Origin of the sequence: Parahaliea mediterranea, assembly GCF_017255185.1 — a bacterium.
Lineage (GTDB): Bacteria > Pseudomonadota > Gammaproteobacteria > Pseudomonadales > Halieaceae > JAFKCZ01.
The window spans coordinates 199,410-220,992 of record NZ_JAFKCZ010000003.1 but is presented as its reverse complement, the minus strand read 5'-3'; the positions used below and the strand labels follow the sequence as shown (position 1 = coordinate 220,992).

23 protein-coding genes are annotated in these 21,583 nt (G+C 65.2%); 12 read left to right on the top strand and 11 right to left on the bottom strand.

Annotated features, from left to right (window positions below; genetic code table 11):
• Positions 1 to 48 precede the first annotated feature (48 nt).
• From JYP50_RS04640 to JYP50_RS04625, 4 genes are read left to right on the top strand one after another with little or no spacing between them, the layout of a single operon-like run.
• Positions 49 to 342 (top strand): BufA1 family periplasmic bufferin-type metallophore, encoded by a 294-nt coding sequence (locus JYP50_RS04640; RefSeq protein ID WP_241262823.1) that lies wholly within the window; start codon positions 49 to 51, stop codon positions 340 to 342.
• A 27-nt stretch (positions 343 to 369) separates the two neighbouring features.
• Entirely contained in the window at positions 370 to 1,242 is an 873-nt protein-coding gene (locus tag JYP50_RS04635) for a DUF692 domain-containing protein (RefSeq protein ID WP_206559305.1), read from the top strand.
• On the top strand, positions 1,235 to 2,008 hold the full coding sequence (locus tag JYP50_RS04630) for an HvfC/BufC family peptide modification chaperone (RefSeq protein ID WP_206559304.1): 774 nt from the start codon (positions 1,235 to 1,237) through the stop codon (positions 2,006 to 2,008). Before JYP50_RS04635 ends, JYP50_RS04630 begins: the two co-directional genes overlap by 8 nt.
• A gap of 13 nt (positions 2,009 to 2,021) precedes the next feature.
• Positions 2,022 to 2,492, top strand: a complete 471-nt coding sequence (locus JYP50_RS04625) for a DoxX family protein (protein WP_206559303.1) — start codon at positions 2,022 to 2,024, stop codon at positions 2,490 to 2,492.
• A gap of 110 nt (positions 2,493 to 2,602) precedes the next feature.
• Here the strand turns inward: JYP50_RS04625 and JYP50_RS04620 are convergent, their stop codons facing one another.
• The 3 genes from JYP50_RS04620 to JYP50_RS04610 form a co-directional block, all read right to left on the bottom strand.
• A complete protein-coding gene (locus JYP50_RS04620; protein ID WP_206559302.1) occupies positions 2,603 to 3,484 on the bottom strand; it encodes a pyridoxamine 5'-phosphate oxidase family protein in 882 nt (293 codons plus the stop codon).
• Positions 3,485 to 3,495: 11 nt separating this feature from the next.
• Complete coding sequence (locus JYP50_RS04615) at positions 3,496 to 3,960, bottom strand: DUF1348 family protein (protein ID WP_206559301.1); 465 nt, start codon at positions 3,958 to 3,960, stop codon at positions 3,496 to 3,498.
• Positions 3,961 to 4,024: 64 nt separating this feature from the next.
• Positions 4,025 to 4,573: a carboxymuconolactone decarboxylase family protein gene (locus JYP50_RS04610; RefSeq protein ID WP_206559300.1), complete on the bottom strand. Its 549-nt coding sequence runs from the start codon at positions 4,571 to 4,573 to the stop codon at positions 4,025 to 4,027.
• 130 nt (positions 4,574 to 4,703) lie between these two features.
• Between JYP50_RS04610 and JYP50_RS04605 the strand changes: the two genes are divergently transcribed.
• Complete coding sequence (locus tag JYP50_RS04605; RefSeq protein WP_241262822.1) at positions 4,704 to 5,615, top strand: LysR family transcriptional regulator; 912 nt, start codon at positions 4,704 to 4,706, stop codon at positions 5,613 to 5,615.
• A 173-nt stretch (positions 5,616 to 5,788) separates the two neighbouring features.
• Here JYP50_RS04605 and JYP50_RS04600 read toward each other — a convergent pair whose 3' ends face one another.
• The 8 genes from JYP50_RS04600 to flgA all read right to left on the bottom strand — a co-directional run bounded on the left by JYP50_RS04600 (position 5,789) and on the right by flgA (position 16,235).
• Positions 5,789 to 7,129 (bottom strand): dicarboxylate/amino acid:cation symporter, encoded by a 1,341-nt coding sequence (locus JYP50_RS04600; RefSeq protein ID WP_347136720.1) that lies wholly within the window; start codon positions 7,127 to 7,129, stop codon positions 5,789 to 5,791.
• Positions 7,130 to 7,225: 96 nt separating this feature from the next.
• The gene (locus JYP50_RS04595; RefSeq protein ID WP_206559298.1) at positions 7,226 to 8,377 is read right to left on the bottom strand and encodes a GGDEF domain-containing protein; all 1,152 of its coding nucleotides are present in this window, start codon (positions 8,375 to 8,377) and stop codon (positions 7,226 to 7,228) included.
• A 64-nt stretch (positions 8,378 to 8,441) separates the two neighbouring features.
• Entirely contained in the window at positions 8,442 to 9,683 is a 1,242-nt protein-coding gene (locus JYP50_RS04590; protein WP_206559297.1) for an MgtC/SapB family protein, read from the bottom strand.
• 103 nt (positions 9,684 to 9,786) lie between these two features.
• The gene (locus JYP50_RS04585) at positions 9,787 to 12,840 is read right to left on the bottom strand and encodes a bifunctional diguanylate cyclase/phosphodiesterase (RefSeq protein ID WP_206559296.1); all 3,054 of its coding nucleotides are present in this window, start codon (positions 12,838 to 12,840) and stop codon (positions 9,787 to 9,789) included.
• A gap of 533 nt (positions 12,841 to 13,373) precedes the next feature.
• Positions 13,374 to 14,615, bottom strand: coding sequence for an EAL and HDOD domain-containing protein (locus JYP50_RS04580; RefSeq protein WP_206559295.1), 1,242 nt, complete (start codon positions 14,613 to 14,615; stop codon positions 13,374 to 13,376).
• A 96-nt stretch (positions 14,616 to 14,711) separates the two neighbouring features.
• Positions 14,712 to 15,161 (bottom strand): flagellar export chaperone FlgN, encoded by a 450-nt coding sequence (locus tag JYP50_RS04575; protein WP_206559294.1) that lies wholly within the window; start codon positions 15,159 to 15,161, stop codon positions 14,712 to 14,714.
• Entirely contained in the window at positions 15,158 to 15,442 is a 285-nt protein-coding gene (flgM, locus tag JYP50_RS04570; RefSeq protein WP_206559293.1) for a flagellar biosynthesis anti-sigma factor FlgM, read from the bottom strand. The genes JYP50_RS04575 and flgM overlap by 4 nt, the downstream gene beginning before the upstream one ends.
• 94 nt (positions 15,443 to 15,536) lie before the next feature.
• On the bottom strand, positions 15,537 to 16,235 hold the full coding sequence (gene flgA, locus JYP50_RS04565; RefSeq protein ID WP_206559292.1) for a flagellar basal body P-ring formation chaperone FlgA: 699 nt from the start codon (positions 16,233 to 16,235) through the stop codon (positions 15,537 to 15,539).
• Between the two features lie 313 nt (positions 16,236 to 16,548).
• On the opposite strand from flgA, the gene flgB reads away from it, so the two are divergent.
• Genes flgB through JYP50_RS04530 form a run of 7 tightly spaced genes read left to right on the top strand, consistent with a single transcriptional unit; the run spans position 16,549 to position 21,580 of the window.
• A complete protein-coding gene (flgB, locus tag JYP50_RS04560; RefSeq protein ID WP_206559291.1) occupies positions 16,549 to 16,950 on the top strand; it encodes a flagellar basal body rod protein FlgB in 402 nt (133 codons plus the stop codon).
• Positions 16,951 to 16,974: 24 nt separating this feature from the next.
• Complete coding sequence (gene flgC / locus JYP50_RS04555; protein ID WP_206559290.1) at positions 16,975 to 17,382, top strand: flagellar basal body rod protein FlgC; 408 nt, start codon at positions 16,975 to 16,977, stop codon at positions 17,380 to 17,382.
• Positions 17,382 to 18,053, top strand: a complete 672-nt coding sequence (locus tag JYP50_RS04550; protein ID WP_206559289.1) for a flagellar hook assembly protein FlgD — start codon at positions 17,382 to 17,384, stop codon at positions 18,051 to 18,053. The genes flgC and JYP50_RS04550 overlap by 1 nt, the downstream gene beginning before the upstream one ends.
• Before the next feature lie 48 nt (positions 18,054 to 18,101).
• Complete coding sequence (gene flgE / locus JYP50_RS04545; RefSeq protein WP_206559288.1) at positions 18,102 to 19,283, top strand: flagellar hook protein FlgE; 1,182 nt, start codon at positions 18,102 to 18,104, stop codon at positions 19,281 to 19,283.
• Positions 19,284 to 19,295: 12 nt separating this feature from the next.
• Positions 19,296 to 20,054, top strand: coding sequence for a flagellar basal body rod protein FlgF (locus JYP50_RS04540; protein ID WP_206559287.1), 759 nt, complete (start codon positions 19,296 to 19,298; stop codon positions 20,052 to 20,054).
• A 46-nt stretch (positions 20,055 to 20,100) separates the two neighbouring features.
• Complete coding sequence (gene flgG, locus JYP50_RS04535; RefSeq protein ID WP_206559286.1) at positions 20,101 to 20,883, top strand: flagellar basal-body rod protein FlgG; 783 nt, start codon at positions 20,101 to 20,103, stop codon at positions 20,881 to 20,883.
• Positions 20,884 to 20,899: 16 nt separating this feature from the next.
• Positions 20,900 to 21,580 carry a flagellar basal body L-ring protein FlgH gene (locus JYP50_RS04530; RefSeq protein WP_206559285.1) on the top strand — a complete coding sequence of 227 codons (681 nt, stop codon included), beginning with the start codon at positions 20,900 to 20,902 and terminating at the stop codon, positions 21,578 to 21,580.
• The last annotated feature ends 3 nt before the right edge of the window (positions 21,581 to 21,583 follow it).

Sequence of the window (21,583 nt, the reverse complement as noted above, 5' to 3'; positions counted from 1 at the left end):
TCGTCGGTTACCCGACCTCAGAACACTTTCACTCCCAAGGAGATCAACATGAAAAATCGCGTAGTAACAGCGGCCGCCCTGGCAGCCGTGGTGGCGGGCGCCCTGTCAGTGGCCCAGCCGACCTTCGCCGGCGACAAGGAAAAGTGCTATGGCATCGCCAAGGCTGGACAGAACGACTGTGCCAACCTGGCGGGTACGCACTCCTGCGCCGCGCAATCCACCGTCGACTTCGATATCGGCGAGTACAAGGTCGTCGAGGCCGGCACCTGCGAAGCCCTGGGTGGGTATTCCAAGGGCGAGGCGCAAAAGATGTACGACGAGCAGCAGGTCAACAAGCGCTAGCCGCGGGACTCATCGGGGGCCACCACCATGCAGGAACCACAGGGACAGGATACGCGCGACGCCGGTGTTGGTGTCGGCCTGCGCCACCCGCACTATCGCGACGCACTGGAGCGGCAAGCGCCGATTCAGTTTGTGGAAGTCCACGCGGAAAATTTCTACATGGATGGTGGCCCCGCGCTGTCGGTACTACACGCAGCGCGTGAACGCTTCGATGTGAGTATTCACGCGACCAGCCTGGGGCTTGGCGCCGAGACGCGCGTGCCGGAGCCGGAAATCCGGCGCCTGGCGCGGCTGGTGGAGGCGATCGATCCGATTCTGGTATCGGACCATGCCTGTTTTTCCTGGTCCGGGCAGGGCGCGGCCCTCCTGCACGGCGGGGACCTGCTGCCCATCGCACACAACCCCAGGGTACTGGAGCAGTTCTCCGCCAATGTCGATCGCGTGCAGCAGGCCCTGGGCCGCCAGCTGCTTGTCGAGAATCTCTCGGCCTATTTGTCGTGCCCGGACAGCACGATGTCGGAACTCGAATTCCTGCACCGCATGTGCCAGCGCACCGGGGCCGGTCTGTTGCTCGACGTGAACAACGTTTTTGTCAACGCCGTGAATAGCGGGGGTGCCGATCCACTGGCGGACGTGCAAGGTGTCATTGCCGGCATTGATGGTGACCTCGTCGGTGAAATCCACCTGGCCGGTAGTACGCCTCAGGCGGACGGGGATCTGCTGATCGACGATCACGGGGCCGAGGTTCCCGAACCTGTCTGGCGGGCCTACGAACACCTGCTCGCGGCGCTGGGTCCGAAGCCAACACTGATCGAGTGGGATACGAACCTGCCGAGCTGGTCGACCCTCGTCGGGCAGGCGCGGCTCGTCCGGCAACGGATGGGCGCGTACCGTGGCTAGGGAGAGCGGGGCGCCGACGGGACAGCGGGCTCTTCTCGAGGCGATCTTCACCGGCCGGCCGGCGGCCGGCCACGATCCCAGGGGCCTGGCTGTCTATCGCCGCAATCTGCTCGCAAGCGCCGCCAGGGCGCTGTCGATCAGCTACCCCACCGTGACCTGCCTGCTGGGCCGCGATCGCCTGGGGCGGCTCGCCGGAGATTTCCTGCAATCCGCTGGCCGCTCGGTATTCGATTGGGGCCTGTGGGGCGAGGGCTTTCCGGTGTGGCTGGAGGAGCACTCGCTCTGCCGGCAGTATCCCTACCTCGCCGACAGCGCGCGCCTGGACTGGCTCATGCATTGCGCCCAGCGCGCCGCCGACGCGCGGCCGGACCACGCGTCGTTTGCCAATATGGAGGGACTGGCGTCCCTCGACTTTTCTCTGGTGGCCGCCCCGGGTTGTTTTGTACTCGAGTCCGGCTTCCCCGTCGTCGCCATCCACGAGGCGCATCGGCAGGACCCTGCCAGGCCCGATTTGGGTGTGGCGGCGGCGATGCTCGAGGCGGGCCGGGGCCAGGCCGCGCTGGTATGGCGGCAAGGTCCCCGCACCTGTCTTCGCGAAGCGCGCGACGAAGAGCGTATCTGGTTGCAGCTGCTCAATGGCGGCGCCGCGACCGTGGCCGAGGCGCTTCGTCGTCTCCCGGCTGACAGCATGCCTCTTGAGCAGTGGCTCGACCAGGCAATCAGGGAGCAGCTCGTAATCGGGCTGTCCCATTCATCCCTAACATGACGAGGAAACGACCATGTACTCAACACTGGCAAGACTGAACGGCTTCAACGCCGTTATCGCCTACCCCGCGGAAAAACTGCAGAGCCTGAGCCTGCTCGGCCTGAGACTCTACGCCAGCTGGATGTTCTTTCCGGCGGGTTTGCTGAAGGTCCAGAACTGGGGCACCACCCTGTTCCTGTTCGAGGAGGAATACCAGGTACCGCTGCTGTCACCGGTGGTGGCGGCGTGGCTGGGGACGATGGGCGAACTGCTGTTTCCACTGCTGCTCACCCTGGGCCTGTTCAGCCGCTTTTCCGCGGCGGGACTGTTCATCGTCAACCTGATTGCCGTACTGAGTCTTGCCGTCGTCCCGCCCGCCGCAATGGGCCAGCACGTGCTCTGGGGATTGGCGATGTTTGTCGTGGTGGTGTGGGGACCGGGAAAGCTGTCCGCCGATCAGCTGCTGAGCCACTGGGTTGCCCGGCATCCCTCCTCCAGGGTGTGATCGACCGCGGGCGCGCCACTCCAGGCGCGCTCGCGGTTATTGCAGCCGGGCATTTTCGCTGTATTTGTCTTGTGCCCGCCGCCACCAGTGCGCCGTCGTGATGATGGGCATTACCAGCGTATGGGCAATATGTTCTCGAGAACCACGATGTCTTCGATGTCGACCCGCACCAGGCGCCGGGCGCCGGTGCGTTTGGCGACCTCGGGGGAGTCCCAGTCGATGCGCGCGCGGCCATTCAGTTGCAGCAGTCCCCCGCGTTCGAAGTCAATGAACAGCAGCCCCACATCGGGGTTCATGACCAGGTTTCCCAGGGTGTTGAAGAAGTTGTTGCCGGCGTAGTCGGGGAACAGCAGTTCCCGCTTGCCCAGCACCTCCACCAGCCCCGGGGCGCCACTGCGGTGCGACGCGTCCATTCCGCCAGCCGGTGAATGCGCGCGCGGATAGCCGCTGGCGACAAAGAACGTGTCGGCGCGACGTATCCACGCCGTCGTGGCGTTGTCGAGCGCGTGCGCGTGTTTGGCAACGGCTTCTTTGGGGCCCGGGGTGAAGGGGCGCCAGCTGCGCCGGGTGATGTACTGAGGGCAGTTGCCATAGGACTGGTGAACCGCGACGTCGATAATACCGTCGGCATTGCCGGTCACCGTGCCGTTCGCCCGATTGCGGCGCTTGCTGTAGAGGTCAATTCCCAGCAGTCCGATTTCCGCGTCGGCGCGGAAGCCCCGCTCGAGCGCATCCCCGGAAAGCGGCCGGGAGGCGATCCGCAGTGTGGTGCTGGAAGGGGACTGCGCGAAGCCGGGCGAGCCGGTCAGCAGCGTCGCCCAGTGTTTTTGCCGGTCGTCGCGTCCCGCCGCCACCAGGAAGGGTAACTGGCGAAACATTTCGCGATGCTGGTCCGGCATGTGGGAGCGGATCGCGCGAGGGGCCCAGGTATCGACCGTTTCACGTTGGCCGAGCCGCTCCTGCACCCACAGCTCTCCCGGATGGAATACCATCGTAGCCGGCTTCAGAAACCGAGGTCGGACAGGCCCGGGTGATCGTCCGGGCGCCGGCCCAATGGCCAGTGGAAGCGACGTTCCTCGCTGGCAATGGCGTGTTCGTTGATACTGGCTATGCGATGGCGCATGAGCCCGCGTTCGTCGAATTCCCAGTTTTCGTTGCCGTAGGCCCTGAACCACTGCCCGGAGTCGTCCCGGAATTCGTAGGCGAAGCGCACGGCAATGCGATTATCGGCGTGGGCCCAGAGTTCCTTGATGAGCCGGTAGTCCAGCTCGCGGGTCCATTTGCGTTCGAGCAGCGCCCGAATGGCGTCGCGGCCGGTGACGAATTCAGCGCGATTGCGCCAGCTGCTGTCTTCGGTGTAGGCGAGAGCGACCCTGGCGGGGTCGCGGCTGTTCCATCCGTCCTCCGCGAGTCGAACCTTCTCGATCGCCGTATCACGGGTAAAGGGGGGAAAAGGCGGTCTGTTCATCGGTATTGTCATCCTGTGGGCAGTTGCCGAAAGGGGGTGGCGGAAAACCCGCCACCCGGTCGCGTCAGTCGATCAGGTCGTTGACCTGGGGGAAGTCGATGGCTGTCGCCAGCGCCTCGTTGACATAATTGGTCAGTGTATTGAGGGCGACATGGCCGATGATCTCGACCACTTCCGCCGCGCTGTAGCCCGCATCCAGCACCGCCTGGACATCCCCGTGGCTCAGTGTTCCACGTTGCCGGACCAGTCGTACCGCGAACTCCACCGCGACCGCGGCTTTGCCGTCGCCGGATGAGCCGTGCCGGTTGGTGAGGATCTCGGCCTCGGTGAGTTTGGCGACGTGTTCGCCGAGGTAGCTGTGCGCGGCCAGGCAATACCGGCAACCGTTCACCTCGGCAACGGCGAGCGCGATGCGCTCCCGGGTCGCCACGTTCAGGTGGCCGTCCTCAAGGGCGCCGCTTAGGCTCATGTAGCCCTTGAGGGTTTCCGGACTGTTGCCGATCAGGCGAAACAGGTTGGGTACCGAGCCCAGGGCCGCCTGTACGGTGTGCAGTAGTGGCTGCGAATCAGCCGGGGCTTGTTCGATGGTGGCGGGGGTTGGAATGTGTGACATCGTGATCTCCTGTGTTGGTCAGTCAACGCCCGCTATTGTGGTTGTTTCTATAATGTAAATAACTGGCCTTAAATTAATTTCACTATTAACATAAATGCATCAATTCGGCGGCCGCGAAAGGACAGGCACAATGGCAATGGATAAGCTGGAGGCGATGCGCGTGTTTACCGCCGTCGTGGAGCAGGGCAGTTTCGTGGATGCCAGTCGCGCACTGGACCTTTCGGCGCCGGCGGTGACACGTTCGGTGGCGCGGCTGGAGTCGGCCCTGGGCGTTCCCCTGTTTCACCGGTCCACGCGACATGTCAGGCTCACCGACTCCGGACAGCGGTATTACACCCATGTCAAAGGCGTGCTCGAGAGCGTGCAGGAGGCCGAGGCGGCGGTAACCGGTAGCTACGCGGAGCCCCACGGACAGCTCACGGTGACCGCGCCGGCCCTGTTCGGGCACAAATATGTGGTGCCGATCATCACCGAGTACGTGATGACGCACGGCAGGGTGTCGGTCAACTCCCTGTTCCTCGACCGGGTGACAAACCTGCTGGAGGACAACCTGGACGTCGCTATCCGTATTGGTGCTCTCGCGGATTCGGGCTTGTTCGCCACCCATGTGGGGGATACCCACCGCGTGGTCTGTGCCGCGCCGGACTACCTGGCTGAGCGCGGCATTCCGCGGACGCCGGCCGACCTCGCGGAGCACGATATCGTCCACGCCACCGCCGTGGAGCCGCTGACCGCCTGGGCCTTTGGCAAGCAGAAAGTCAAGGTCGCGCCGCGTTTGCAGTGCAACCAGAACTCGGCCGCGGTCCGGGCCGCCGTGATGGGCATGGGAGTGACGCGGGTGATGTGCTACCAGGTGGCGGATGAATTGGCCGCGGGCACTCTGCAGCTATTGCTTGAAGATTTCGAGCCGCCAAGCCTGCCGATCCATGTGGTTTATCTCGAAGGGCGCAAAGCCAATGCAAAAATCAGGTCCTTTGTCGACCTTGCCGTGGAGCGTTTGAGGGCAAGCAGCCTGGCTTGCCCCATCTCCCTGACCGGGTAACTCGCGGCTTGGATTCAGGTCCGCTACGCCGTATTCCCAAAATGGTGGCTTCGCGCGACATCAATTCCCCACCCGTATTGGTGGGGGACTGCGCTGTTGTTCGAGTTGGACCTGGGAGAAGGCTACACTATTTGCATTTATCGTAATTGATCAATTGACGTGGCGGCACATGATTACTGTGCCGTGACCTCCTGTACACCGCCCAGCCAGCTGTCCATCAGGATGCAGGCGACCAGGTCGCCGGCCACGTTGACCGCGGTGCGACACATGTCGAGGATGCGGTCCACGCCCATGATCAGGGCAATGCCGGCGGCGGGGATGCCCGCCGTCTCCAGCACCATCGACAGGATCACAATACCCACCCCGGGGGTGGCGGGGGAGCCGATCGAGGCGCCCACCGCGGTGACCACGATCAGCGCCATGCCGCCCGGACCGACATCCACCTGGAACACCTGTGCCAGGAAGATCGCCGCCACGCCCTGGTACAGGGCGGTGCCGTTCATATTGATAGTGGCGCCCAGGGGAATCACGAACTGGGCGATGCTCGGACGGATACCCAGTCCCTCCTCCGCAGTCTTGATCGACAGCGGCATTACCGCCGCCGAGCTGGAGGTGGAGAAGGCCAGCAACAGTACATCGCGCGCGGCGCGCAGAAACGGCAGCGGGCGCTTACCGGCCATGATGTACAACAGCGCCAGGTACAGCGCCAGCAGCAGCGCCAGGCCGGCGACCACGGTGAACACGTAGGCCAGCATGCCGGTGAGGGCGTGCAGGCCGACCTTGGTGGTCAGTTGCGCCAGCAGGCCGAACACCGCGAAGGGGGCCAGCCACATGGCCCAGCGCACCACGGTCATGCACACCTCCTGCAGCGAGGCCATCAGCTCCAGTAGCGGGCGGGCCTGGCTGGGCGCCATCATGATCAGGGCCACGCCGACCACCGCGGCGAACAGCACGATCTGCAGCATCTGGCCCTCCACCATGGAATTGAGGGGGTTGCTCGGCAACAGGTTCACCAGCATGGCCGGCAGCTCGCGCAACTCGGGGGTCGCCGCCGCATTGGCCACCTGTGGCACCGTGCCGCCGAGGGTCGCCTGCACCCGTTCCGGGTCGATCAGGCGGCCGGGCTCGATGAAGTCGGCCATCGCGAGGCCGATCACAATGGCGATGGTGGTGGTGGCGAGAAAGAACAGCACCACCCGCAGACCCATCTTGCGCAGCTGCTCGACGTTTTCACTGGCGGCGATCCCGCGAATCACCGAGGCGAACACCAGGGGAATGACGATCATCTGGATCAGGGTCAGGAACAGGTGCCCGGGCAGGGCCAGCCAGTTGCCGATGGTGGCGGCGTTGCCGCGATCCATCAGCCCCGCGCTCGGCCCCAGCAGCATGCCCACTGCAATGCCGGCCGCCATGCCGATCAGCACCTTCAGCCACAGGCGCCCGCGCACCAGGCTGGACAGGTAGTCGCTGAGTTGCGACAGGGGCAGGGTGGCGTTCAGGGGGGATCGGGGCACGGCGGTTCTCCGTTGAGCGCGCTGTTCGAGTGTGCATCCATATACTCGCGCCGCTTTTGCTCCAGATCAAGGCGGTGCCTGGAATGCCCCCGCGCATCAGTGCCGTTGCCCGAGTGTCCCCGAGTCGGCCTTGCCCAGTTCGGCCTGGGCAATGGTATTCCGCCCCGCGGCCTTGGCGCGATACATGGCCTCGTCGGCGCGCTGGAGCATGGTTTCCAGGTTGGGCCTGTCCGCCGGCTCGCCGTTTACCACGCCGAAGCTGGCGCTGATGTGTTCCGATTCGGCGCCCGGGATGCGGATCGCCTCGATACCGCGGCGCAGGCGTTCCGCCTTGGCCATGGCTTCCGGCAGCGTGGTGTTGGGCATGAGCACCGCGAACTCCTCGCCGCCCATGCGCGCCACCACGTCCTCCAGGCGTGAATCCTGCGTCAGCGAGCGCGCGATGGCGCGCAGCGCCTGGTCGCCCGTGGCGTGACCCAGCCGGTCGTTGATCCACTTGAAGTGATCCACGTCGAGCATGATCAGCGACACCGGGGTGTGCTGGCGGCGCATGAGGGAGAAAATATCGGCGGCCCGCTCAAACAGGTAGCGGCGATTGTGGATCTCGGTGAGGGCATCCCGCGCCGCCTGGTTGCGCAGGTCCTCGCGGTCGTCGAGTACGTAGCTCAGGAACAGGCAGACGGCGAGGGCGGTCACGACGGGGAGCGCGAAAATCAGCGAGAGGGTCAGTTGCGGGGAGGCGTCGTCGGGCTTGCCCAGGCCGAAAATCGAGAACAGGCACGACGCCGACCAGGCGATGGCTGTTATCGCCATGCCGCGGTCCCCGAGATTGGCGCCGCCCCGCCGATACAGCAGCAGGGTCGCGCCCAGCAGGAACACGGACGCGGAATACAGCAGGCCCACTTGCACGCGGTAGGATGCGGCGGTCGCGCTGACGGCCAGGTATAGCGCCCCCCAAAGCACTATCACGCCCCGCGGGAAGGGGCGTTCCGAGCGGCGGATGACACCGAGAATGAACAGGCTGTGACAGGTGGCGAACACCAGGTCCAACAGCAGCGCCAGGGCCGGTCCGTCGCGGCGGATCGCCACCGTCAATAGCAGCAGGTAAAGGGATACCAACAGAAAGAACGCGCGGAACATCGGCCTGGCCGCGGTCTGCCCCCCGAACCCCTTCAGTTGCATCGATGCCGCGGTCAACACCAGTCCCAACAGGGCGCCCGACACGGCCGCGGCCGTCTGGGTGTCCATCAGATCCATGGCCTTGAGTATAGTTTCAGTTTGCCACCTGCGCTCTGCGCGTTCGTGTCACGCCTCAGGGCCACAGCAACAGCAGTGCGATACCCGCGGCGATGGCCAGGCTGCCCGTGGCCAGGATCCATTTGCGCAAGCCGGGGGAACCCAGCGCCACCGCGGCGCCGGTCTTGAACACCAGGTTGGAGAGGGTGGCGAGGAAAATGGCGCGCCAGGCGGTATCTTCGGACAGCTGTCCGCCGGCGTACAGTTGGGCGACGGACAGGGTCAGGGCGTCGACGTCGGTCAGGCCCGACACCGCGGCCACGCCGAAGATGGCGCGCTCGCCGATCAGGTCCCGGGCGATGGCCACCGCGAACAGGATCAGCACGTAGACCGCCGCCACCATCAGCGCCATGCCCAGCCCCGCGGGGTTGCTCTGGGGGGGAACCCTCACCGAGTCGACCCCCGTGCGCCTGAACACGAGCAGCGCCAGCAGTACCAGGAACGCGGCATAGGCCAGCAGGGGGGCGACGGCGTGTTCCACCAGGGCCGGCGCCACCACCGCGAGTTCCAGCAATACCCGGCCGTAGACCACGGCCGAGGCGACCAGGATCACCAGTGTGGCGGCGGCGTCGAAGCCGCGCTTGCCCTTGCTCTGGGTGGCGTAGCTGATGGTGGTGGCGGTGCTCGAGATCATTCCGCCCAGCAGGCCCGCCAGCCACAGCCCGGTGGTGGTCCTGGCAAAGCGCAGCAAGAGATAACCGGCGATATTGAGCCCGACGATGAGCACCACCAGCAGCCAGCTGCGGAAGGGGTTGAAGACCGCGTAGGGGCCGTAGGTGGTGTCGGGCAGCAGCGGCAGTATGACCAGGGCGATCAGGACGAAGCGCGCGATCACCTCGATATCGTCCGGCCCCATGCGCTCCACCCATTGGTGCAGGGGGCGTTTCCAGTGCAGCAACAGTAGCATCGTCGCGGCGACGAACACCGCCTCCAGCCACGAACCCGTTCCCGCCAGGGCGCCGACCAGGAAAGTGACGATCGCCGCCATGGCCGTGGTCATGCCCGGGGCGTGTCGGGAGCGCAGGCGGTAGAGGAAGGTGGCGATCAATACGCTGATACCCAACAGGGCCCCGGCGATCAGCAGCGCGCCGTACTGGTCCGCCAGCAGCGCCGTGGTCGCGCCGGCGGCGCCCAGCAGTGCGAAGGTGCGCATGCCCAATGGCTTGGCCTCTTCCCACTCGCGTTCAATGCCAATCAGCATCCCCAGCGCCACCGCGAGGGCCGTGCCGACCAGCCTGGGGTCAAACTGCTCGATCATGGCAGTCGCCTGTCGTTGGCAGGTCTGGCGATGGTACCGCGTCTGGGCGCCGCGGATAATGCCCCCGTTGCGGTAGGTGGCCCCGACGTGACCCCGCGAGCACTCAGTCCGCGGTGGATGCGGCCCCGGCGACAGGCCCGGGCTCCCGCGACGGGTTGCGGGAGCCGGGGGAGTCCTGGCGGCGCAGGAAGTCGCCGGTCCGCGCGGCCGACATCGGGCGCCCGAAATGGAAGCCCTGGATGTGGTCGCAGCCCAGCGTGTGCAGCATCTGTTTCTGGGCGTGTGTCTCCACGCCCTCCGCGACGCAGCGCAATCCGAGGCTGTGAGCCAGGCTGACCACCGTACCCACGATCACCCGGTCGTCGGTATTGTTGACGATGTCCCTGACAAAGCTCTTGTCGATTTTCAGCTTGGATATCCTGAAATGTTTGAGCTTGCTCATCGAGGAATAGCCGGTGCCGAAATCGTCGATGGTGAGGCTGACCCCCGCTTCGTGCAGCCGGTGGATCATGGAAGCCGCCTGCTCGGGGTCTTCCATGGTCATGCTCTCGGTCAATTCCAGCTCCAGACGGGAGGAGGGAACGTCGTACTCGTCGAGAATGGACAGGATCGTCTGCGGCAGGTCGGGCTGGTGGAACTGGATCGCGGACAGGTTGATCGCGATGCGCGGGGGCGCGATACCGGCGTCGAGCCAGTCGCGTATCTGCCTGGCCGCCTGTCGCAGGACCATTTCGCCGATCGGCAGTATCAGTCCGCTGTCTTCGGCGATGGGAATGAACTCCGACGGGGATATTCGACCCATCACCGGGTGTTCCCAGCGCAACAGCGCCTCCGCCCCCACCAGCGCGCCGCTGTGCAGGTCCTGCTGGGGCTGGTAGTACAACTGCAATTGTCCGGCGTCGATGGCGCGCCGCAGGGCGTTTTCCAGGGTCAGCTGCCGCAGTGACAGCGCCTGCATCTCCGAGGTGTAGAAGCTGTAGCGATTGCGGCCGCGCTGCTTGGCGCGGTACATCGCGGTGTCGGCATTGGTGTGCAGCTGCTTCAGGGTGTCGCCGTCGCCGGGGAACATGGCGATGCCGATGGAACAGGTGAGCGACAGCTCGTGCTCTGCGAGACTGAAAGTCTTGCCCACCTCGCGCAGGAAGTCCTGTGCGTAGTGGGCGGCCTCGCTGGCGTCGGTATCCGGTAGCAGCAGCGCGAATTCATCGCCGCCGAGCCGGCACAGCGTGTTCTCCTCGGGCATGTGCTTGCGCAGGCGCGCGGCGATGCGCTGCAGCAGGCGGTCGCCGGTTTCGTGGCCGAGGGAATCATTGATGTTCTTGAAGTTGTCCAGATCGAGCAACATCACCGCCAGTGACCGCTTGCCGTGCCGCGCCAGCTTCAGTGCGTACTCGGCGCGCTCCTCCAGCATGGCGCGATTGGGCAGGCCGGTCAGTGAGTCGTAGTAGGCCAGCCGCTGCACCTCCGCCTGACTCTGCTTGAGCTGGGAGATGTCGCTCAATACGCCGATATAGTGCGACACGGAGCCCTGTTCGTTGAGCACCTGGCTGATACTGGCGCGCATCGGCGCCACCTTGCCGCATTTGCGCTGGCTCCACACTTCCCCCTGCCAGAATCCGTCCCTGCTCACGTTGTCCACGATGGTGCGCAGGAAACCGGGGGTGTGCATGCCCTCGCTGAGCATCTTGGCTGGCCTGCCCAGGCACTCCAGCCGGGAATACCCGGTGATTTCCTCGAAAGCCCGGTTCACCGCGAGGATGCGCTGGTCGGCGCTGGCGATCAGCACGCCCTCGCGCACCTGGTTCAGCACGCGCAGGGACAGCTTGAGCTGGGCCCGGATGTTCACCAGGCCGCTGATGTCGATGTGGGTGCCCATGATGACGCAGGAGTCCCCGCAGCTTCCCTCGACCAGGGGGCGCCCCCGGCTGAGCACGGAAATCCAGTGCCCGTCGCGGTGACGAAGGCGCATTTGGACTTCGAGTGTTCCCCGGCAGCCGTTTTTCCTGTACTGCCTGTATTTGTCCCTGATGCGGGTGGCATCGTCCGGATGGATAAGGCGATTGCACAACGCCAGCGCATTGTCCCCCGTATCCAGCCCCAGATCCCCCGGCTTGTACCCCAGCATCTCGAAGTACTCGGCGCTGCATACCAGCTTGCCTTCCCCCGGGGTGAACTCCCAGGCACCGGTGCCAGAGCAGGAGATATAGGCGCGATAGCGCTGCAAGCTGGTGCGCAACTGCTCGGTGCGCTGGGCCACCTCGCGGGACAGGTGGGAGCGGTACCAGCGCAACTCGATAAAGGTTTTGGCGAGGAAGGCGAGCAGCAGGCTGAAGATCGCCGCCAGGCCCACCGCGGCGGGCAGCCACGGGGGCGACCGCCAGCCGTCGCGGGGGAGCACGGACAGTTGCCAGGCTACATTGGGGATATTCAGCGCAAGGGTGACGGCGTCGGTCAGCGGCGTCGGCGTGCTGGCGGCGATGACCTCGGGTGCGCCGGTCAGGGGGTGTTGGCGCCACAGCAGGAAGTCCAGGCCCTCATCGACCAGGCTGCCCAGCTGTAGAATTTCCTCCAGTTGCGACAGGCGAATGGTCACATTGGCGAAGCCCCAGAACCGTTCATTCCCGGCGGCGTCGGGCCGGAATACCGGCAGGCGCGCCACGATGCCCCTGCCGCCCTGGACCAAATCGAGCGGTCCGGCCACGGTCAATTGTTGTGAATCACGGGTCAGCTCGGTTTCGTGTCGCTGCCCCTCGCTGGCCAGCTGGTCGAAACCCAACGCCGCCTCGTTGCCCTCCCGGGGCATGACCTGGCTAATGACCCCGCCCGGTGATAGCGACAGCGCGGAGATCAGCGAGTGATGTCGTAGAAGGTCCGCGGCGAGGATCTGGAAGGCGTGTTCAGTGTGCTCGGCGTCGCGGGCGATGGTGGCCAGTGCGTGGGCGCTGGCGAGTGTGGCGTTGAGCCGGCTTTCGAGCAGGTTGCCGGTGTGCGCCGCCCTGGTGGTCACTTCCGCCCTGGCCTGCTGTCGATAGAGATCGCGGCTTTCCTCGATCCACAGGCCGCCGGCAACCAGGCTCGACAGCATGGCGGCCAGCGCGACAAGCCACGCGAGTTGGCGTTGTTGCGTCGGCAGAATCGTCCTGTGTTTGGTGGCCATGGCCTCCGCTGTCCCTACCAGTTAAATAGCGTGCGCGCACGACCCGCTGTGGGTCGCGCGCGAATTCTTCGTGCTACTGGCCTGTGGTTGCAGTGGGGTTTCTGTCCTGAGGGCGTGATGCACCCCGGGGAAACTTCTTCACTGGCGCCATTGGAGTTGTTGGAGAGCGCGACTGGCTGCAGCGTCGTCCCCGCGATCGCCAAAGTGCGATTTCGCGGGCGCGCGCGACTCGGCCATTCAAGCGAGTCGGTCGCGCTGGCTGCTACCGGTACAGCTGGTATTGATCTGCCCAGCCGCCGGGGATGCCGCGACTTCGTCCAGGGTGGTCCCCGCTCCCCGTGGCAAGGCTGCGTCATCGGGGGTCCAGGGGGCCTGGCGGAAGAGCTTCCACAAGCGGTGGGGAGGCCAGAACAGGCGGCGCGCAGCCTAGCAGGAAGCCGGTTCGCACACAAGCCCCGGCGATCATATCGGCCTCGACGGACTGCAGCCGGCGCGGATTTTACGGTAGAACCTCAATGGCCCCGCGCGTCGCTTCAGGCGCAAAGGTCAAATTGCGCCTGCCTGGCCCAGGCACAGGCGTGCCGATAGGCCACCTCGTAATAGCTCAGGCTGAGCCGGCCCGACAGGCGGTCGAACTGGCCGCGCTCGTAGAGCTCAACCTCCGACAGGATCTCGCCGTGAATACCTTCGCGGCGCAGCAGGGCGGCCTTGGCTTCGACACGCAGGGGCAGTTGCTGGACCAGTTCGTCCATGCCGATATCCATGAGCGCGTCCAGCTGGGACAGCAGGCCGACGATAAAGTGATTGACCGGAAATGGCTGGCTGTCCAGCTCCGCCAGGATTTCGCACATCCTGGCGCGTATCAGCATGTTGCGGGTCAGCTCCTCCGGCTTGCCGGGTTCGGCTTCCACCAGGAACAGGTTGACCCAGCGCCTGATTTCGTCGGTGCCGAGCAGGGTAATGGCCTGGGACAGGGTATCCACCTCCCGGTGCGCGCCCTGCCCCGCGGAGTTGACGATGCGCAGTATGCGATAGGTCAGGTTGGCATCGCGTATGGCCAGGGCCTCGAGGCTGGCGGCGGTGGCGTCGGGATCCTGCAACTTCGACAGCAGCTCCAGCAGCAGCAGTTTGTTGCCGCCAATCCGCTTGCCCGCCACCGGGCTCGCCTCGCTCAGGAAGGTGCCCTGGAAATAGGTCGCGCCCAGTTCGAGGCAACGGCGGAATTGCTGCTGGCTGTCGACACCGTCCACCAGGATATCGACGCCGTGGGCCCTGAGGATATCCACGGTGGGGCCGAGTTGTTGCGATGGCAGCGACCCGAGTTGCAGGCGCGCGATATGCACCTTGCCCAGCAGTGAGTCCAGGTCGCGGCGGGAAGGGGAGTAGCCGTGCAGGGCGAGCCGGTGTCCGTCGCCGGCCAGCGCGTCCAGGTTGTGGGTCAGCTCAGGGGTGAGGGCGGCGTTGGGAACCAGCTCCAGGATCAGGTGCTTGCGCGGGAGTTCGGGCAGGCGGCTGTCCAGCAGCATCTGCTGTGGAATCTTGAGGAAACTCGGCATCGACATGAGTTGGCCGTGCTGGAAGATCCGTGTGTACGACTCCACGATCATGGGCATCGCCGCCTGGATGTTTTCCAGGGTCACCGGCGCGCCCGCCCTGTTGTGGCGCAATTTCAGGTCGAAGGCGGCCACTTCCTGGTTGCGGTTGAACACTGGCTGGCAGGCCAATACCGTGTCCAGTTGCGGGGCCTCGGTGACGCATTGTTGTGCATTATGCATTGTCTGCTATCTCCGTAACGCGGCTCCGGCGTGTCACGGCGCAATGACCGTCGGTGGGCCCGGGCGAATGATCGATTGTGCGGGGCGCGTGGGCTGTCAGGCCCTGGAATTCACCTGCCCCTGATTCTTGCGGGATTGCCCGTCGGGGCCGTAAAGATGGCTGCCCGCCGCTTCCCGCAGGAAATTCAGCATGCGTTGATTGTGGTCCAGCCGCATGTGTACCAGTTCACCGTTGAGGGTGTTCAGGTGCGCGGCATCTTGCGCCAGGCGGTCGATGCCCTGCCACACGGGCAGGCAGCCGGCTTCGCGGGCGGCCTGCTCGGCGCCGGCGCGGCCCTGTGCATACCCCAGGCGCTGCTGCGCGGCGCGGCGCTGGGCCTCGAAACTGTCAATTGCCGCCAGTTGTTCCTGTTTTTCACCGGCGATGTGGCCCAGCCGCTCGCCATCCACCCGGTCGCGAGCCAGTAGTTGTTGCTCCTCGCGAAGCAGGGACACCAGGTGCTCAAGGCGTGCCCTCTGGCCCTGCAGATGGGCCGCCAGGCTCACGGCTGGTCCTGATCCAGCAGATCGCGGACGTTGTCGATCAGCTTGTCGGCGATACGCTCGGCATTGAATTCCAGGCGCCCATCGGCAATACCCTGGCGAATTTCCGCTACCCGGGCGGTGTCGACGTCCCGGCTGGTGTCGCTGCTGGTACCGTTGAGATGCGTGACCGCGGCCGGACCCGAGGAGCCACCGGCGCTCGCCTTGTCGGTGGCCTTGGCGTCGTTCCGGCCCTGCTGGGCCGGTCCGGCCTGGGACGGTGATGTGTAGCCGTTAATTTTCAAGGTGCTGATCTCCAATGGGTACTCTGTGGGTCTGTATCGGCCTCGTCGCCGACGACTTTAGCGCCCCGGTGAAAAAATTCTCCCGGCTTGGCCGCTACCAGTTTACCGCCACTCGCCCGGGGCCGACCACGGTTCCGCTCAGGGTCTGTCGGTCGGGCATGCGCACGCGCACGCGTTCCCCCCGGGCTCCGGCGTCGAGGGCCCGGCCCTGGCGGGCGATACGAAAGCCGCTGCCAGTCGCTTCCACCGAGACCGGCTGGCGCCGCTCGACCAGCGGCGGAGTCCGCAGCAGGGCCTGCTGGAGAACCGTGCCCTTGGCCAGCGGGCGGCCGGTGACCTGGCCGCGAATCGACTCGAGATCGCGAACCACTTCCCGCGGGAGCTCTCCCAGATCGCCCTGGCGAGCTTCGAGCATGGAGGCATCGATTGGGGTGTCGCTGTCCACCGCGCGCGCGGTGACCCAGTAGCGAACCGAGACCGACACCCGCGCCTGCAGGTATCTCACCTCGCCGGCACCGTCGCCGCAACGTACTCCGACCGTGACCCGGCCCCAGCGCCGCTGGCCGTTGCCGGGGAAAAACGCCCGCGGCTCGGCGCAGTGGCCGAAGCGGGCGCCCGACGGGTAGACCTCGACGTGGGCGTCGCCCCCCAGTCCGCGGCTCTGTTGCTCCAGGAAGCGCTGTGCCGCGGCCACCGCGGGATCCTCCGCCGCCGGCGCCGGCGCGCAGAACACCAGTAGCGCGGCAAGCAGTAGCCATACCGCTCCTGAGCCGCTTCTTTCTACTCTATTCATATCGTCCATGCTTGCGATTGGTGTAGGGCTGGCAGCGGGCCCCTCTTTTTGGTTTATTCATTCGGCCGGCGTGCTGGCTGTTCGGGACATCCAGGGCGCAATGAATCGCGCCCTGCCTGGCTACGCGCAGCCACCGCGCACACCCTTGCCGGGCCGGCTGTAACGAAACAGGAGACTCATAGTCTAGTGAAGTCGCCGCGCGGCGAAGAAAAGAAATAGGCGGCAAAAACGGGCTTGTTTGTGATTTTGCCTTGGCGGCGCCGGCCTTACTCTTGATCGTGCTCATATTCACGGCCGATTTGGAGTTGGAGCGATGATCGACAAGCTAGCGGGCGCGCTGGACTTTTACCAGCAGGCGCTGGGACTGCGGCACGAGCGCCAACAGGTGCTGGCGGCCAATATCGCCAATGCCGACACCCCGCACTACAAGGCGCGGGATTTTGATTTCGCCAAAGAGCTGGGTCGCGCCGTGGAGCAGGGCGGCGGCCTGTCGCTGGCCACCACCTCCGCCCGCCATATCCCGGGAGGTACTGCCGGCGGTGGCGTGCGCGATCTGCTGTACCGGGTGCCCGACCAGCCCAGCCTGGACGGCAATACGGTGAATATGGACCGCGAGCGTGTCCAGTTCGCCGACAACAGTGTGCGTTACCAGTCCGCGTTGACCATGGCCAACGCGCGAATCAAGGGGCTGAAGTCGGCCATGCAGTCCGAGTAATTCTGAAGGAGGCAGGGAATCGCCATGTCCATGTTCAATATATTCGATATCTCGGGTTCGGCGCTCACCGCCCAGGCCCAGCGCATGAATGTGTCCGCCAGCAACCTGGCGAACGCCGACAGCGTCGCCGGGCCCGACGGCCAGGCCTACCGGGCCAAGCAGGTGATGTTCGAGAGCGCCAGCCAGTACGGCTCCGGCGTTGGCGGGGTGCGGGTGAGCGAGGTGGTGGACGACCCCGCGCCCATGCGCCGCGAATACCGGCCGGAGCATCCGCTGGCGGACGCCGAGGGCTACGTGACCATGCCCAATGTGGAGCCGGTGCACGAGATGATCAACATGATATCCGCATCGCGTTCCTACCAGGCCAATGTCGAAGTCCTCAATACCAGCAAGCAACTGATGCTGAAAACACTGACCCTGGGAGAGAGCTGATGAGCGGCACCACGATTGACGGCAATGTGCTGAATGCGCTGAACGGCAAGATGCCCACCGGTGGCGGCGCGGGCGCCGACCTGCAGGACAGCTTCATGACCCTGCTGGTGACCCAGCTCAAGAACCAGGATCCGATGAATCCGATGGAAAACGCCGAGATGACCTCCCAGTTGGCGCAGATCAACACGGTGAGCGGCATCGCCGAGCTCAACGAGACCCTGGCGGGGATCAATAACCAGATCGATGCCGGCCAGACCCTGCAGGCCGCCGCGCTGATCGGCAAGGGCGTGCTGGTGCCCGGCAACCGGGTGCTGGCCGGGGAGGAGGGGCAAACCACCCCGATCGGTATCGAGCTGGCGACCTCCGCCGACGAGGTGAAGGTGTCCATCGTCAGCGAGAGCGGCGAGGTGGTGCGGACATTCGAGCCCTTCTCCATGTCGCCCGGGGTGGAAACCCTGCAGTGGGATGGTCGTCTCAGCGATGGTTCGCTGGCGCCTGAGGGTGCCTATCGCGTGGTGGTCAGCGCTTCGCTGGACGGCACCACCGTGCCCACCAATACACTCAATTACGCCCTGGTCAGCGGCGTCAGTCCCAGTGATCGGGGGCCGCTGCTGGATCTGGGGGGGATATCCGACCAGGTGACCCTGGACGATATCCGGCAGATTTTCTAACGACCGTTTTATTCGACCGCAGGCAATTACCAATCAAGGAGATGGAACATGGGGTTTTCACAGGCACTTAGCGGCCTCAACGCCGCCGCCACCAACCTCGACGTGGTGGGCAACAATATCGCCAACTCGCAGACCGTTGGCTTCAAGGGCTCGGGCGTGCAGTTCTCGGATGTGTACGCCGGCACCGGCGCCGGCCTCGGTACCCGGGTCGCGGGCATCCTGCAGGACTTTACCGAGGGCAACATCGACACCACCAACCGCAATCTCGACCTGGCGGTAAGCGGGATTGGCTTCTTCCGCTTTTCCCAGAACAACGAGACGGTTTACTCCCGCAACGGCCAGCTGATCCTGACCAAGGACGGCTTCCTGGAAAACGCGGTGGGCGCGCGCCTGATGGGCTATCCCGCCGGCACCGGCACCGGCGGCCAGCCGGTGGAGCTGAACATCCCCGCCAGCGGCCTGCCGGCGCAGGCCTCCACCGCCGTCGACGCCGCCCTCAACCTGGACGCCACCGCGCCGGGCCTGAATACCGCGGCCTTCGACCACACCGATGGCGATACCTACTCCTACGCCAATACCGGCACGGTCTACGACTCCCTGGGTGTGCAGCACTCGGTGACCATGTACTTCGTGAAGGACGTTGCCAACCCCAATCAGTGGCAGGTGCACGTGGGTATCGACGGCGCCGCGCCCACCGGTCCCCAAACCCTGGAGTTCGACGGCAACGGGGCGCTGATCAGCGGCGCCAGCGCCACCTACAACTTTGCCATGACCAACGGCGCCAACGCCCTCAACTTCGACCTGGACTTCACCGGCACCACCCAGTTCGGGCGCGACTTTGCCATGGACGACCTGAAGCAGGACGGTTACACCGCCGGCAGCCTGGTGGGTATTTCCTTCGATGAGGCCGGCAACATCGTCGGCAACTACTCCAACGAGCAGTCCCAGGTGCTGGGCACCATCGCGCTGGCTAACTTCCGCAACCCGGAAGGGCTGAAACCGGTGGGCGACAACGCCTGGGCGGCCACCGGGGCGTCCGGCCAGGAACTGCTGGGCCTGGCCGGTACCGGCCTGTTCGGCGGCATCGAGTCCGGCGCCCTGGAGTCCTCCAACGTGGACCTGACCCAGGAGCTGGTGGACCTGATCATTGCCCAGCGCAACTACCAGGCCAATACCCAGACCATCAAGGTTCAGGACGAAGTGCTGCAGAACGCGGTGAACCTGCGCTAGGGGCATTGACTCATGGACCGCATACTCTACACCGCCATGAGCGGCGCCAAGCAGAGCCTCGACCAGCAGTCGGTGGTCAGTAACAACCTGTCCAATGCCAGTACCTCGGGCTTTCGCGCGCAACTGCACGCGATGCGCGCGGTGCCGGTACAGGGCGACGGCCTGCTGCCCACGCGCACCTCGGTGGTGGCGAGCACCCCCGGGGCGGATTTCAGCGCCGGCCCGATGAACGCCACCGGCCGCGACCTGGATGTCGCCATGCAGGGCGATGCCTGGCTGGCGGTGCAGGGCGCCGACGGCGGGGAGGCCTATACCCGCCGGGGCGACCTGCAGGTGAACGGCAACGGCATGATCACCAGCGCGGGCCGCCCGGTGATCGGCGAGGGTGGTCCCCTGGTGGTACCCCTGGGGTCCGCCCTGTCGGTGGGCGCCGATGGCACCATCAGCGCCATTGGGCCTGGCGAGAGTCCCGACACCATTGTCGAGGTCGGCCGCCTGAAAATGGTGACGCCGGGCCCCGATGGCCTGCTGCGGGGCGACGACGGCCTGTTCCGGGCGCGACCCGACGCCGAGGGCGAGGTGGCCGCGCTACCCCGGGACGAGACCGCGCGCCTCCTCTCGGGGTCCCTCGAGGGAAGCAATGTCAGTACGGTGGAAGCCATGGTGTCGATGATCGACACCGCGCGTCGCTTTGAAATGCAGATGAAGGTGATTGGTGACGCCAACGATAACGCGCAGCGCGCCAACAACCTGCTGTCGCTGCAAGGCTGATTGCAGGGCGCGCTGAAACCGCAACACAAAACCAGAGGAACATAACGTGATCAAGTCCCTGTGGACGTCCAAGACCGGCCTCGAAGCCCAGCAGGTCAAAATGGACGTGATCGCCAACAACCTGGCGAACGTCAGCACCAACGGTTTCAAGAAGTCCCGTGCGGTGTTCGAGGACCTGTTGTACCAGAACCTGCGCCAGCCCGGTGCGCAAAACGACATCCAGAATACCCTGCCCTCGGGCATGCAGGTGGGTACCGGCGTGCGCCCGGTGGCCACCGAGCGCCTGCACACGCAGGGCAATCCGGAGCAAACCGGCAACTCCCGCGACCTGGCCATTAACGGCAAGGGCTTTTTCCAGGTGTTGATGCCAGACGGCTCCACGGCCTACACCCGCGACGGCAGCTTCCAGCTGGACCAGAACGGCCAGATGGTGACGTCCAGCGGCTACCCCCTGGAGCCGGCGGTGATCATTCCCGACAACGCCTTGTCGATCACCATCGGTCGCGATGGCATCGTGTCGATCACCGAGCCGGGCTCCACCCAGACCAACGAAGTGGGCCAGCTCACGATTTCGACCTTCGTCAACCCGGCTGGCCTGGAAAGCATCGGTGAAAACCTCTACCTGGAAACCACCGCGTCCGGTTTGCGCACCGAGAGCCTGCCGGGCATGAACGGCGCCGGGGTGCTGTACCAGTCCTACGTGGAGGCCTCCAACGTCAACGTGGTCGAGGAAATGGTCAACATGATCCAGACCCAGCGCGCCTACGAAATCAACAGCAAGGCGGTGAAGACGTCGGACGAAATGCTGGCCCGCCTGACTCAGCTCTGACCGGGGGACACCAGCCGTGAACCTGACTGACTGGCGTAGCGCGCGCCTCGCTGTTCTCCTGCTACTGGCGGCGGTGACCGGCTGCGCGCAGCTGCCGCGCTCGTCGGTGGTGGTCGAGCCCGCGCCGGTGACCATTCCGGAACCGCCGGTGCGCGCCGCCGATGGCGCCATCTTCCAGGCCCATGCGGGCTACCGGCCACTGTTCGAGGATCGCCGGCCGCGCATGGCCGGGGACGTGATCACTATCGTGCTCGAGGAAGAGGTCAGCGCCAGCAAGAACTCCCAGAGCAACGCCAACCGCAACGGTTCCACCGCCTTTACACCCGACGCGGTACCCAAGGGGCTGGAGGACCTGCTGGACTACGGTTTCGATCTGTCCGGCGACAATGAGTTCGAGGCCGGCGGCGGCTCCCGCGCCAACAACACCTTTACCGGTACCCTCACGGTGACCGTGACCGACGTGATGATCAACGGCAACCTGCGTGTGCGCGGTGAAAAGCAGATCGCCATTAACCAGGGCACCGAGTACATCCGTTTTTCCGGCGTCGTCGATCCCTATACGGTCACCACCAGCAACACGGTCTCATCGACCCAGGTGGCGGACGCCCGTATTGAGTACATCGGCGACGGCTATATCAACGAGGCGCAGAACATGGGCTGGTTGCAGCGCTTCTTCCTCAATATTTCACCGCTATAGACA